A 13,454-nucleotide genomic window follows, 5' to 3' on the forward strand; every position below is an offset into this window, starting at 1 on the left:
GCTCGGCACCGCGGCGCAGGCGGGCACCGCCGCGCGGGTGCCGGCCCGCGCGCCGCGGATCAGCCAGGTGGATATCCACCGGTAGGGTACGAGGATGGCCCAGGACAACGTTGCGGCGATGAGTGACGCGCCGATCGTCCGCCCTCTGCCCATCAGCGGTTTTCCCGAGTGGTTGCCCGAGGTCCGGGTCGTCGAGCAGCGGTGGCTCGACACGATTCGTCTGATCTTCGAGCGCTACGGGTTCTGCTCGGTGGAGACCCCGTCCGTCGAAGCTCTCGACGTGCTGATGGCCAAGGGGGAGACCTCGCAGGAGGTCTATGCCCTGCGTCGGCTGCAGGCCGATGCCGACGACGACAGCGCCCGTCTCGGCCTGCACTTCGATCTCACCGTGCCGTTCGCCCGCTACGTCGCCGCGCATTTCAACGAGCTGGTCTTTCCGTTCAAGCGGTACCAGATGCAGCGGGTGTGGCGCGGCGAACGGCCCCAGGAGGGTCGGTTCCGCGAGTTCACCCAGTGTGACATTGATGTGATCAACGTTGATCGGGTCCCCCTGCACTTCGATGCGGAGCTGCCACGGATCGTGCACGAGGTGCTCACGACGCTCGGCGTGCCGCCGTGGACACTCAACATCAACAATCGCAAGGTGCTGCAGGGCTTCTACGAGGGGCTCGGTGTCGCCGACCCGCTCGCCGTGATCCGCATCGCCGACCGGATGGACAAGATCGGCCCGGGCGGGGTCGGCGAGCTGCTCGCGACGCGGGCGGGTCTGGCCCCTGACCAGGTGCGGGCCTGTCTGGAACTGGCCGCGATCCGGGCGTCCGGCGCCGAGGTCGTCGAGCAGGTCCGCGAGCTACGGGTGAAGTCGGACCTGCTCGACGAGGGCCTCGACGAGCTCGCCGCCGTCCTGGCCGACCTGGCCGACCTGCCCGCGGGCAGCGTCGTCGCCGACCTGTCGATCGCCCGTGGCCTTGACTACTACACCGGCACCGTCTACGAGGCGAAGTTCGTCGACTGGCCCGACTTCGGCAGCATCTGCTCCGGAGGGCGGTACGACAACCTGGCCGGCTCGTTCATCCGCCGCAACCTGCCCGGCGTCGGGATCTCGATCGGCCTGACCCGCATCTTCGCGAAACTGCTGGCCGAGGGGCTCCTGTCGGTCGGTCCGGCGAGCCCCGCCGACGTGCTCGTCGTCATCCCGTCGGCGGGGCGCCGGCCGGCGGCGCTGGCCACCGCAGCCGAGCTGCGCGGGCGCGGCCTGCGGGTCGAGACCTACCACCAGCCCGACAAGCTGGCCAAACAGGTGCGGTATGCGGTCCGCAAGGGCATTGGCCACGTCTGGTTCCCACCGTTCGACGAGGACCGCGACCACGAGGTGAAGAACCTGGCCACCGGCGAGCAGGCCATCGCCGATCCGGCCGGGTGGAGCCCGCCGCCGCGCAGCTGAGTCGCCGGCCCGGATGCGCGCGGCGGGTGTGCCGCCGCGCCATCGCGGGAGGGCCGCCCGCCGCCGCAGGCCCGGCGGCCGAGAGGTGACGGGGGCGGAGACCCTCGGCCGGACCGGGCTTCGCCGCGGGTGCGGGCGATGTGGACCCCCACCGTTTGGGGTGCGGCAAGGTGTCCATCTCCGGTGTACCACGCGGTGCGGGGGCCCCAACCGCCGTGCGTCGGTCGCGTGACCGGACGGGTAAGTGGATGCCGACACCGGCCCCGTTGGGCGATTACTGGCCGGCTCGGCGCATTGCTGCCTGCTGGTTGTGATCGACGGATTGCCGGACGCCCGACCGGATGCGGCGGTTCGTGGTGGGCCTGGTGGGCCTGGCGGATCTGGTGGGCGCGGTGGGGGTGCGCGTGGGTGTGCCGTCGGCGTCTACCGTTGGGGGGTCCGCGCCCGATCGCGGGTCGCGGGACGGATGGAGGTGGCAGTGTCGCAGCCGGCAGCCGAACCGGTGCCCGGGCCGCAGCCCGAGCAGGCAACCGGGCCCACGACGGCCCGGATGCGGGTCCAGGTGATCGCGAAGACGGAGTTCCTCCCGCCGCCGGATGTCCCCTGGAACACCGACGCGGGCGGCGGCGAGGCGCTGGCCGAGTTCGCCGGCCGGGCCTGCTACCAGAGCTGGAGCAAGCCGAACCCGGCGACCGCGACCAACGCCGGCTATCTGCGCCACATCCTCGACGTCGGGCACCTGTCGGTGCTGGAGCACGGCACCGTCACGCTTTACGTCACCGGAGTGTCGCGCAGCCTCACCCACGAGCTGGTCCGCCACCGGCACTTCTCCTACAGCCAGCTCTCGCAGCGCTATGTCCCGGAGCGGGATGCGGCTCTGGTGGAGCCCGAGGTGGTCGCCGCCGACCCCGAGCTGCACGCGCTGTTCGAGCGGGCCACCGCGGCGTCGCTGGCCGCCTACGGCGAGCTGCTGGAGGGGCTGGAGAAGCACTTCGCCGATGTCTCCGCGCCGACCTCACGGCGTAAGCAGGCCCGGCAGGCCGCCCGGTCGGTGTTGCCGAACGCGACCGAGACCCGGATCGTGGTCACCGGCAACTACCGGGCCTGGCGGCACTTCATCGCGATGCGGGCCAGCGAGCACGCCGACGTGGAGATTCGCTGTCTGGCCGTCACCATCCTGCGGGAGCTGCAGACGGTGGCGCCGAACGTGTTCGCCGACTTCCGCATCTCGACGCTCGACGACGGCACCGCGGTCGCGTCCAGCCCGCTCGTCGGCGAGGGCTGAGCCCTGCTCGAACCGTGAGCCCTGCTCGAACCGTGAGCCCTGCTCGAACCGTGCGGCCCGGGTTCGGACCTGGGCTCGACAGACCGGGGCATCGTCGGAGCAGCTGCGGGGGTGTTGACCGACGGTAAGCGGTTATTCCGTCATAGTCAGGTAATGTCCTGACACGTGGTGGGACTGCCGGGCGGTTCGAGTGGCGCTGGTGGCCCGGGTGGTCCGGGTGGTGCCGGGGCGGGGCGTCCCGGTGCCGGTCGGCCGTGGCGGTGGCGCCGGCGGGATGACGGCGCCCACGCCTCGGTGCTCGACCTCACCGACGTCGACGAGATCACGATGACCCTGCTCGCCCCGCCGCCGCGTTACCAGGGCCTGCGTCGGCGGGTCGTCGACCAGTTCACCCTGCTCAGCGCCAACCGCTGCCGGCTGGCCCGCTCGGTCAACTGGGGTCCGCTGGACGCGGTGCTCACCGACGTCGTCCCGGCCACCGGGGCCGGCCGGGTGGACACCTCCGGCCGGCTACCTGCCGAGGTCAGCGTCCTGGTGCCGGTCTCGACGCTGTCCAAGCGCGCCCTGGTCGCCTTCGACCTGGTCGGCCCGGGTGGCACGGACGCCCATCTGATGCCCTACGGCACCTCTGTCGCGGTGCAGGGCAACCTGGTCGCGCGCCTGGCCGACGCGGCCGGGGTGCCGCTGGAGATGCCGGCCCGCCGGGTGGTCGACGCGATCTCCCGATTCCGTCCCGGTCGGCTCTCCGGTAACTATCCGGGTCTGCTCTCGCCCGCCGGCCGGCCGGTGCGCCCCGACGCCCTCGCGACCTACCTCGATCGTGAGGCCGACCTCGGTGTGTCGCGTCCGCGGCTGGCCCGCTGGGGTGAGCTCGTCGCCGACACCGAGCGGGTTCTTGCCACCGCCCTGGCCGAGCCCTTCGATCCGCTGAGCAGCGCCGAAACCCTGCTGCTCGCCGCTGGTGAGCTCTGGCGCGACCCGGATGTCCCCGACGGCCTCGACCCGGACGCGATCGAGAGGTATCTCGGCGCGTTCGTCGCCTGGATCGACGCACTGGTGCTGGCCGGCCCACCTGCCGAGCCGGTACTGACCACCGTCGCGGAGTACGGCCGGCGTTGGGAGGCGCTGGCGGCCGTCACCGTCGACCCGTACCGACCGTTTCTGCTCAAGTCAAGCGAGGAGCTGCGGACCGTCCTGGTCCGTGGCCGGTCCGTGCCCGGTCGGCCCGGCGTTGCCGGTTCCGGCCCCGACGGAGCTGGCTCCGGGGCCAGCCGGTCCGGGGTTTTCGGGCGTCCGGCGCGCTGGCGGGCCGCGCTGCGTCCGGCCGCGCTGATCGACGTCGACTCCGCCGGCACCGCCAGCTACCACGTCAGCATCGGCACCGACGACACGTCCATCGAGCTGGACACCCCCGTCATGGTCGACCAGTTCGGCGATCCGGTCGGACGCACCTACATCGAGGACCTGCAGCGCAACCGGGAGGTCTTCGCCTTCTACACCACCGACGCGCGCCGACCGCCAAGATCTCGACTGGTGGTGCGACTCAGCGTGTCGGCCGACGTCAGCCGGGTGACCATTGCGGTCGGCCTGCTGATGCTGCTGACCGTGATCCTGTCCGCACTGCCGATCGACCTGGCCCCGGACGCGGTGGCCGTGATCACCCTCCCGTCGTCGTTCGCGGCGACGCTGCTGCTCACCCGGGAACGCTCCAGCCTGGCCGCGTGGGTGCTCGGCCCGGCGAAGACGGCGCTGCTCGTGCTGCTGGTGGCACTGGCCGTGCTGGCCGGCGCACGGGCCGCCGGGTGGCACGAGCCGACGGAGTCGGGGTCGCAGCCGACCGCCCCGACCGCCCCGGCCGTGCCATCCGGGGCGGCGCCGGCACCGCCGGGGCGGTCGCTGGCACCGTCCGGGCCGCACATCCGGTCCGGATAACCGGTTGCCGCCATCCTCGACCGGCTTCATGGCGGTACTCTGAAGCCCCCAAGCGGCTGACGGGACGGTGGCGGATGCCGAAGAACTACGGCCCGGGTGTTGCGCTTGGCGCACCACGGGCCGACGGGCTGCGGTCGCTGGTACGTCTCGGGCGCCGGGAACTGTGGCTGAGGCTGGACCGCAACATGCTGGGCGCTGGCGGGCAGGGAGCCGACGCGGCTGCCCGCACGTCCGGTCGGGCGCCCGGGGGGTCCGTGCGCGTGCACTGAGCTGTTCGCGCACACTTGAGTCGTTCGCGCACACTGAGTCGTTCGGAGCACCGATCGTCCCGGAACGCGGTTCGGGGGCTGGTCGGTGTCGGTGCCTGCGGGCAGCCGGAGCGCCGTGGCCTGCCTCCGGCTGGTGCTCCGTGGGCGTCCGATGCGGGCGGATCTGCCCCCTGGGTGACCCGCCGGTCTGGCCGGCGTGGCCGGCTCGGCGGACGATGGGCCGGTCGTGCGATGCGCGGATCGGCGTCGCGGATCGGTGATGCACGGATCGGTGGAGACGGTGAATGCGGGTTGGTGGGCCGTGCGGTGTGAGCCGGCCGGAAGAGACGATTGTCGGAGGTGCGCTCTAGCGTGACCGGTATGTCAGTGTTGCCGCCGGCGCCGTTCGGGCGCATGATCACGGCAATGATCACGCCGTTCGGGGCGGACGGTGCCCTGGACGAGTCGGGTGCCGCCGCGCTGGCGGCCCACCTGGTGGACGTGGGCAACGAGGCGCTCGTCGTCAACGGCACCACGGGCGAGTCGCCGACCACGAGCGATGCCGAGAAGGCCCGGCTGGTGCGGGTCGTCGTCGAGACCGTCGGCGGCCGGGCCCGGGTGCTTGCCGGGGTCGGTACCAACGACACCGCGCACTCCGTCGAGCTTGCCCGCGCCGCCGCGGCGGCCGGCGCCGACGGCCTGCTCGTGGTGGCGCCCTACTACAGCCGTCCCCCCCAGGCCGGCCTCGTGCGGCACTTCTCCCTCGTCGCCGACGCGACCGACCTGCCCGTCATGATCTATGACATTCCGGTCCGCACGGGGGTGCCGGTCGAGTCCGAGACGCTGCTGCGGCTGGCCGAACATCCACGCATCGTCGCGGTCAAGGACGCCAAGGGTGATCTGGCCGCCTCGTCGCGGATCCTGGCCCGCAGCGACCTGGCCTACTACTCCGGTATCGAGGAGCTCACCCTGCCGCTGTTGGCGATCGGCGGCTGCGGGGTGGTCAGCGTCGCGTCGCATGTGGCGACCCGCGCGATCCGCGCCATGATCGAGTCCTTCGCCGCCGGCGATGCCGCCCGGGCCCGAGCGCTGCACGATGCGCTGCTGCCCGCGTTCGAAGGCATCTTCCGCACCCAGGGAGTGATCCTTGCGAAGGCGGCGCTGGCGGCCGCGGGTCTGCCCGCCGGCCCCGTCCGTCCGCCCCTGGTCGACGCGACGGCCGCCGAGATCGCCCGGCTGCATGCCGACCTCGCCACCGTGCCTGGTCTGGATGTAGCCCTAAAGCCCGAATCATCCCACGGCCATCGTTTTGCCGTCGTCGCAGCGGGAGAGTCCGCATGAGCCACCCGCACCCCGAGTACGGCCCCCCGCCGCCCCTGCGCGCCGATGGTCTGCGCATCATCCCGCTCGGCGGGGTGGGCGAGATCGGTCGCAACATGACCGTCTTCGAGCATGCCGGCCGGCTGTTGATCGTCGACTGTGGCGTGTTGTTCCCCGAGGACTTCCAGCCCGGTGTCGACCTGATCCTGCCGGACTTCAGCGCGATCCGGGACCGCCTGGGTGACATCGACGCGCTGATCCTCACCCACGCGCACGAGGATCACATCGGCGCCGTCCCCTACCTGCTGCGGGAACGCCGTGATATTCCGATCATCGGCACCCGGCTCACCCTGGCGCTGCTCACCGCCAAACTGGCCGAACACCGGATCAAGGCGGTCACGCAGGAGATCCGCGAGGAGGAACGGCACACCTACGGTCCGTTCGAGTGCGAGTTCTTCGCGGTCAACCACTCGATTCCGGACGCCGTCGCCGTCGCCATCCGCACCGACGCGGGCCTCGTGCTGCACACCGGCGACTTCAAGATGGACCAGCTGCCGCTCGACGGTCGCCTGACCGACCTCGGCGGTTTCGCCCGGCTCGGCCGGGAGGGCGTCGACCTGCTGCTGTCGGACTCGACGAACGCCGAGGTCCCCGGCTTCGTCACCTCGGAGCGGGAGATCGCGCCGGTACTCGACGGAGTGTTCCGGGAAGCGAGCCGGCGGATCATCGTCGCCTGCTTCTCAAGCCACGTGCACCGGGTGCAGCAGGTGCTCGAGGCCGCCGAGGCGCATGGTCGCTCGGTGTGCTTCGTCGGGCGCTCGATGGTGCGCAACATGGGCGTCGCCCGGGATCTGGGCCTGCTGCGGGTGCCGCCGGGCCTGGTCGTCGACCTGCGCGACCTCGACTCGCTGCCGGACCGCAACATCTGCCTGGTCTCCACCGGCTCGCAGGGTGAGCCGCTGTCCGCGCTGTCCCGGATGGCCAACCGTGACCACCAGATCCGGATCGAGACCGGCGACACGGTCGTGCTTGCCTCCAGCCTGATCCCAGGCAACGAGAACGCGGTCTTCCGGGTCATCAACGGTCTCACCCGGCACGGCGCGAAGGTCGTCCACAAGGGCGTCGCGAAGGTCCACACCTCGGGCCACGCGCCGGCCGGCGAGCTGCTGTACGTGCTGAACGCGACCAGGCCGTCCAACGTCATGCCCGTGCATGGCGAGTGGCGCCACCTGCGCGCGCACGCCAAGCTCGCCGAGGCCACCGGCGTGGCCGCCGACCACGTCGTGCTCGCCGAGGACGGCATGGTCATCGACCTGCTCGACGGCCGGGCCCGGATCACCGGGGTGGTCCCGTGCGGCTACGTCTACGTGGACGGCGCCGCCGTTGGCGACGTCGGGGAGCCGAGCCTGAAGGACCGGCGCATCCTCGGCGAGGAGGGCTTCATCACGATCACGGTCGTGGTGGACGCCGCGGCCGGCAAGGTCGTCGTCGGGCCAGATCTGTCCGCCCGCGGCTTCACCGACTCGCGCAGCACCTTCGACGCCGTCGCGAAGCTCGTGGCCGACGCCCTCGCCGACGCGATGCGTACCGGGATGAACGACTCCGCCGCGCTCCAGCAGCTCGTCCGGCGGACCGTCGGTCGCTGGGTGAACGAGAACTACCGCCGCCGACCCATGATCGTTCCAGTGGTGCTGGAGGTCTGACGCGGCACGCCCGGTTCGTCGGGGTTGCCGCGACTAGGCGGCTTCCCTGTGTACCGTTTCGATGGTGGCCACACGGACTAGTGGCGCGCGGACGCGTGCACAGACGGGGACGGCCACGCCCCGACCTGGGGGCGGCGGACGTCAGGGCGGCAAGGCCCGCCCGGTAGCGGCCCGGCCGGCCCGGCCGGCGGCAAGGCCAGCGCGGCCGCCGCTGTCGCTGCTGATCGGGCGGGCCGTCATACGCACCTGCTATCGGTCGTGGATGTCGGTGGCGACGCTGCTCGGCACGATGCTGCGTCGCACCGGCCGTGGTGCGCGAGACCTGCGCATCGACCCGGCCCACCGGCGCGACGGGCTGGGTCTGGCCGCTGTGGGCGGGGCGATCCTCGCCGCCGCGGCGGTGTGGTTCGCCGCCGGCGGCCCGGTCGGCGACTTCGTGGCCGGCACGCTTGAGCTGTTCGTCGGCGCTGGTGCCTGGACGCTGCCGCTGTTCGGCTTCGGCGCCGCCTGGCGGCTGGTGCGCTCGCCCACCGACCCCGCCAGTCGCGGACGTGTGGTCATCGGCTGGTCGGCGTTCGCGGTGGGCGCGCTCGGCGTGCTGCACATCGCCCGCGGCCTGCCGGATGTCGGGGACAGCCTTGCCCGGGTGCGAGGCGCAGGCGGCCTGGTCGGCCTGGTCGGCGGGCTTCCCCTGGCCAGTGCGGTGACCCCCGTGCTGGCTGTTCCCCTGCTGGTGCTGCTCTCGGTGTTCGGCATCCTGGTCATCACCGCGACCCCGATCCGCCAGGTCCCGGAGCGCCTGACCACCCTTGTCGAACGCCTCACCGTCGGCGTCCGCGAGCCGCGCACCGCGCCGGAGACCGGCGCGGACTACGACGACGAGTTCCTCAATGACACGCCCGCCGTCGCAGCTGTGCCCGCCGCGGCTGTCGAGGTGTACGACGTCGACGCCGACCGGCCCGGCACCCGTCGTGGCTCCCGGCGTCGGCAGGCGGCTGCCCCCGACCCGGTCGCCGCGACGACCGCTGATGTCGGACTGGACCTGTTCGGCGAGGTTGCCGGACCCGAGGCGGACACCGGCTATGCCACCCCGGACCCCGCCGAGTCCACCGACCCGGCTGCCCCGGCTGCTCGGCGTCGCCGGGAGCGGGTGGCGAAGGCGACCGCAGGTGCCCCCGACACGTCCACCGGTCTGCCCGCCGCGGCCGACCAGATCGAGTTCCTGGTGCCGCCGGGTGAGGGCGACTATGTGCTGCCGTCGCCGACGTTGCTGCGCTCCGGGACCCCGCCGAAGGTCCGCTCTGCCGCCACCGACACGGTGATCGCCTCGTTGACCGACGTGTTCGCCCAGTTCAAGGTGGATGCGCGGGTCACCGGCTTCACCCGTGGTCCGACGGTGACCCGCTATGAGGTGGAACTCGGCGCGGCGGTGAAGGTCGAGCGGATCACCCAGCTGGGAAAGAACATCGCCTATGCGGTGAAGAGCCCGGATGTGCGGATCATCAGCCCGATCCCGGGCAAGAGCGCGGTCGGCATCGAAATCCCGAACACCGACCGCGAGCTGGTGTCCCTCGGTGACGTCCTGCGCAGCGGCGAGGCGCTCGGCAACTCCCATCCGTTGCTGGTGGGTCTCGGCAAGGACATCGAGGGCGGTTACGTCCTGGCGAACCTGGCGAAAATGCCGCACATCCTCATCGCGGGCGCGACCGGTGCTGGCAAGTCGACCTGTATCAACACGCTGATCACCTCGGTGCTGGCCCGGGCGACCCCCGATCAGGTCCGCATGGTGCTGGTCGACCCCAAGCGCGTCGAGCTCACCAACTACCAGGGCATTCCGCATCTGATCACTCCGATCATCACGAACCCGAAGAAGGCGGCAGACGCGCTGCAGTGGGTCGTGAAGGAGATGGAGAACCGCTACGAGGACCTCGCCGCCTGCGGGGTGCGCCATGTGGACGACTTCAACCGCAAGGTGCGTGCGGGGGAGATCATCACCCCGCCGGGCTCCGAGCGGGTGTACACGCCGTACCCGTACATTCTGACCATCGTCGACGAGCTTGCCGACTTGATGATGGTCGCCCCACGGGACGTCGAGGACGCGATCTGCCGGATCACGGCAATGGCCCGCGCGGTCGGCATTCACCTGGTGCTCGCCACGCAGCGCCCCTCGGTGGACGTGGTCACCGGCCTGATCAAGGCGAATGTCCCGTCGCGCCTGGCGTTTGCGACCGCGTCACTCGCCGACAGTCGCACCATCCTCGACCAGGCCGGTGCCGAGAAGCTCGTCGGCCTCGGTGACGCTCTGTTCTTGCCGATGGGGGCCGGTAAGCCGGCCCGGATCCAGGGTGCGTTCGTCTCCGAGGACGAGATCGCCGCAATCGTCGACCACACGAAGGAACAGGCCCCCCCAGCGTTCCGGGAGGACGTCTTCGAGCCCGGCGGCGAGGCGAAGAAGGACATCGACGAGGAGATCGGCGACGACATGGCTCTGTTCCTGCAGGCCGTGGAGCTCGTCGTCAGCACCCAGTTCGGCTCGACGTCGATGCTGCAACGCAAGCTACGCGTCGGCTTCGCCAAGGCCGGCCGCCTGATGGATCTGATGGAAAGTCGAGGGATCGTTGGTCCCAGCGAGGGCTCCAAAGCCCGCGACGTGCTGGTCATGCCCGACGAGCTGGAAGGTCTGCTGACCACGCTGCGGGCTGGCTGACCGGGGGCGCCCTGCCGGGTGGGTCTGCTTTCAGGGCCGGGTCGGGAACCGTACACTCGCACGCGGGTGCCTCCACTGTAGTAGGCAGCAAACGGACGGTGCGGAGGTCGCGTCATGCAGTCCGTGGACGATCCGCAGCCGGCAAGCGCCGGCTCGCAGCTCGCCGCGGCCCGCCGCGAACGTGGCCTGACAGTCGATGAGGTCAGCGAGCGCACGCGGGTCCGAGTTACTCTGATCGAGCAGATCGAGCGAGACGATTATTCACATTGCGGCGGCACTGTGTACGCCCGCGGTCACCTTCGCAGTATCGCGACGACCCTGGGCCTTGAGCCCGGTCCGGTCTTGGCCGCCTACGACGCGACACACGAGTCGCTGGCTGGCCCGGTCCTCGTCGTTCCTGCCGGAGAATTCGACCCGCTACGCGGCTCGTCCCGAGGCGGCAATCGCACTTTCCGCTGGGGCGCAGCTATGATCGTTTCTCTGGTGGCGGTGTGCCTGGTTGCCATCGTCTTCCTCCTGCTACCAGGTGGCGGTTCGTCCGACTCACCCGATTCCGCACGCCAGGGCCACCCGAGTGCCCCGGCCGGCGAGCCCGCAGCGCCACCGCCATCGGCTAGTGCCCCGGCACCCATCCCCAGCACATCCGCCCCCACCGGGGTGAACCTCGTGCTGGCCACGCCGGATGCGCAGAGTTGGCTGGAGGTGCGCGATGATCAGAGTCACATCCTGCTCTCGCAGCTTCTGCAGTCCGGTGACTCCCGCACGATCACAGCCCCTGGTGCGCTGCACATCCGCATGGGTAACGCTGGCGCGGTCGCCCTGTCCTGCAACGGCCGGGCCCTTGGCCCGTCCGGCGGCACCGGCCAAGTAGTCACGATCACGGTGAGTGCAGCGCAGACCGGCGGCTGCGAGGTCGGTGACGGTAACGGCGAGCCCGCGGCACTTGTTACCACACCGTCCGCTCGCGCCGACTAGACACATCCAGCTGCCGGCGTCTATGCGGTCAGGCCATAGAGCCCTCCTTCGCCGGCGCTCAGTCCGTCGAGATTGGGAATGCGGACGGAGCTCTGGTCGGGCTCATGGTTCACAAACGGCGCGTTGCGGAGAATCCGCCCATCGGGTGCGTGAACGGTGATTGTCCCGTCGTGGTCTCGGCGGACAACGAGGCTCTGGTCATGGATGGCGCGGTGATGCGTGCCGCAGACGAGCAGCAGACTCTCGATGTTGGTCTCGCCCTCGTTGGCATGCCACTCGTGCAGATGATGGATCTGCAACCATCGCGTGTGATCGCACGAAGGGAACTGGCAAATTCCCTGATCGCGGAGATAGACCGCGTCGCGCAGCCGGCTGGTGGGTAGACGGTTGCGCCGGCCGAGGCGCAGCGGATTGTTCTCACGGTCGGTCAACAGCGCGCGGATCATGCCGTCACAGCCAAGACGGCTGACCATACCGGCAGGTAGCCCGATGGCCCATCCGGCAACGAAGGCGAGCCCGGCAGGGATTCGGCCTTGCCGGGCCTCCTCGTTCTTCTTGCCCCTAGGCTGATCGGCGACGGCACTGCCGGGGTTCTGCGGAACATCGTGATCGTCGGCCTCGAACGCTCCACGTACAACCTCGGTCGCTCCCTCGCCGTCATCCTCGCCGTCGCCGTCGGGGACGGTGACGTGGATGTTGAGCGTATGTGGGGAGTTCTGGAGCTTCGGGGCCTGGTGATGCAGGAATGCCTCGGCGAGTGCAATGAGAGCATCTGCATCGCGGGCCTGCCCGCGCGGGGCATGGGCGATTTCCCCGTCCGCAGGCAGGCCGGTCGGGACCGGAGTGTCTCGACCGGCCTCAGAGCTCGACCGTGCCGCATTGAGGCCAGCAATCAGAATGGCCGCGTCGTCCGGAGGCAGGGTTGCGACGAGCCGGACCGAGCCGTCGCTGGACGCCTGCAGCGTGACCGCGCGAGCGGCACGGAGCTTCGCGGGATCGGCGTTCCTCTGCCGATGGCGGCTCACGAACCTTTCCAACCGCCCAGCGGTCATCTGCCGGGCGTGCGAGAGCCAGTAGGCCTCGTCGGCGGGGCTCGCGACTCGAGTGATGGCGCGAACCTTCGAGTAGGACAGTTCTCCGGAGGCGAAAGAGGCATGGACAGCGGGCAACTTCTCCACTGCATGAGCGGTGGCGAGCTGCTCGCGAGCCGTCCGCAACTCCAGCCCGCAGTGCAGAGCCAGCCAGTGCGCGCAGGAGGAGACACCGATGCCAGACCAGCCCTGACGACGGTCGAACGCAGCGATGGTCCTGAGCCATGTGCAGGTGGCAACCGCGAGTCGCGTCGACCAACGGCAGATCGCCTCCTCCACCAACTCCAGCGGAGCAAGGTCCGCATCGAAGCTGGCGAGAGTGGGAGGGGGAGGCGGTGGGAGGGAGCTGGAGGTCCGAGTCATGGTCATCACCGGTTCAGGGGTGAGGAGCGTGCGAAGCGCTGACGGACGCCAGTCTCTCACAGGGGAGCTGAAATTTCGACCATCTGAGCGAATGAAGGAGAACAGAGTTTCGATTTTCTGAGGCTTGTGGGTTACGGTCGGGTACTGCGTCCTGGTCCTGCAGGCTTGCTGTCTATGGGTATCGGACCCTTGACATCTGCGATCTCGCGTGGCGTCATGAGATCGAACATGCGGTCGACTCTCGGGTTGGCCGCTTGCGGGGGCGCCGGCTGGCTCCGGCATCCGGGACGATCGGCAAACGGCGATGCCGACGCGGTCCCTGGTCTGGGGCTGGTACGGACTCTGGGAACGGAAGGGTATGGACGACGGTTCCGCGGAACCGTCGC

At 70.4% G+C, this 13,454-nt stretch carries 9 protein-coding genes; 8 read left to right on the plus strand and 1 reads right to left on the minus strand.

Translation table 11 applies throughout. From position 1 onward, the window contains the following. Positions 1-118 precede the first annotated feature (118 nt). The 8 genes from hisS to ND747_RS17055 all read left to right on the plus strand — a co-directional run bounded on the left by hisS (position 119) and on the right by ND747_RS17055 (position 11,614). Positions 119-1,444, plus strand: coding sequence for a histidine--tRNA ligase (hisS, locus tag ND747_RS17020; protein ID WP_251734588.1), 1,326 nt, complete (start codon positions 119-121; stop codon positions 1,442-1,444). A gap of 550 nt (positions 1,445-1,994) precedes the next feature. Continuing rightward, positions 1,995-2,729 carry an FAD-dependent thymidylate synthase gene (gene thyX / locus ND747_RS17025; protein ID WP_251734631.1) on the plus strand — a complete coding sequence of 245 codons (735 nt, stop codon included), beginning with the start codon at positions 1,995-1,997 and terminating at the stop codon, positions 2,727-2,729. 327 nt (positions 2,730-3,056) lie between these two features. Continuing rightward, on the plus strand, positions 3,057-4,661 hold the full coding sequence (locus tag ND747_RS17030; protein WP_251734632.1) for a hypothetical protein: 1,605 nt from the start codon (positions 3,057-3,059) through the stop codon (positions 4,659-4,661). 74 nt (positions 4,662-4,735) lie between these two features. After that, the gene (locus tag ND747_RS17035) at positions 4,736-4,930 is read left to right on the plus strand and encodes a hypothetical protein (RefSeq protein WP_251734589.1); all 195 of its coding nucleotides are present in this window, start codon (positions 4,736-4,738) and stop codon (positions 4,928-4,930) included. A 360-nt stretch (positions 4,931-5,290) separates the two neighbouring features. Beyond that, the gene (gene dapA, locus ND747_RS17040; RefSeq protein WP_251734633.1) at positions 5,291-6,250 is read left to right on the plus strand and encodes a 4-hydroxy-tetrahydrodipicolinate synthase; all 960 of its coding nucleotides are present in this window, start codon (positions 5,291-5,293) and stop codon (positions 6,248-6,250) included. Beyond that, positions 6,247-7,932, plus strand: a complete 1,686-nt coding sequence (locus tag ND747_RS17045; protein ID WP_251734590.1) for a ribonuclease J — start codon at positions 6,247-6,249, stop codon at positions 7,930-7,932. Before dapA ends, ND747_RS17045 begins: the two co-directional genes overlap by 4 nt. Positions 7,933-7,993: 61 nt before the next feature. Continuing rightward, positions 7,994-10,639: a DNA translocase FtsK gene (locus ND747_RS17050; RefSeq protein WP_374216253.1), complete on the plus strand. Its 2,646-nt coding sequence runs from the start codon at positions 7,994-7,996 to the stop codon at positions 10,637-10,639. A 114-nt stretch (positions 10,640-10,753) separates the two neighbouring features. Continuing rightward, entirely contained in the window at positions 10,754-11,614 is an 861-nt protein-coding gene (locus ND747_RS17055; RefSeq protein WP_251734592.1) for a helix-turn-helix domain-containing protein, read from the plus strand. Positions 11,615-11,634: 20 nt separating this feature from the next. Here ND747_RS17055 and ND747_RS17060 read toward each other — a convergent pair whose 3' ends face one another. Beyond that, complete coding sequence (locus ND747_RS17060; protein ID WP_251734593.1) at positions 11,635-12,984, minus strand: HNH endonuclease signature motif containing protein; 1,350 nt, start codon at positions 12,982-12,984, stop codon at positions 11,635-11,637. Positions 12,985-13,454: the final 470 nt, after the last annotated feature.

Origin of the sequence: Frankia sp. R82 (genome assembly GCF_023716925.1) — a bacterium.
GTDB lineage: Bacteria > Actinomycetota > Actinomycetes > Frankiales > Frankiaceae > Frankia.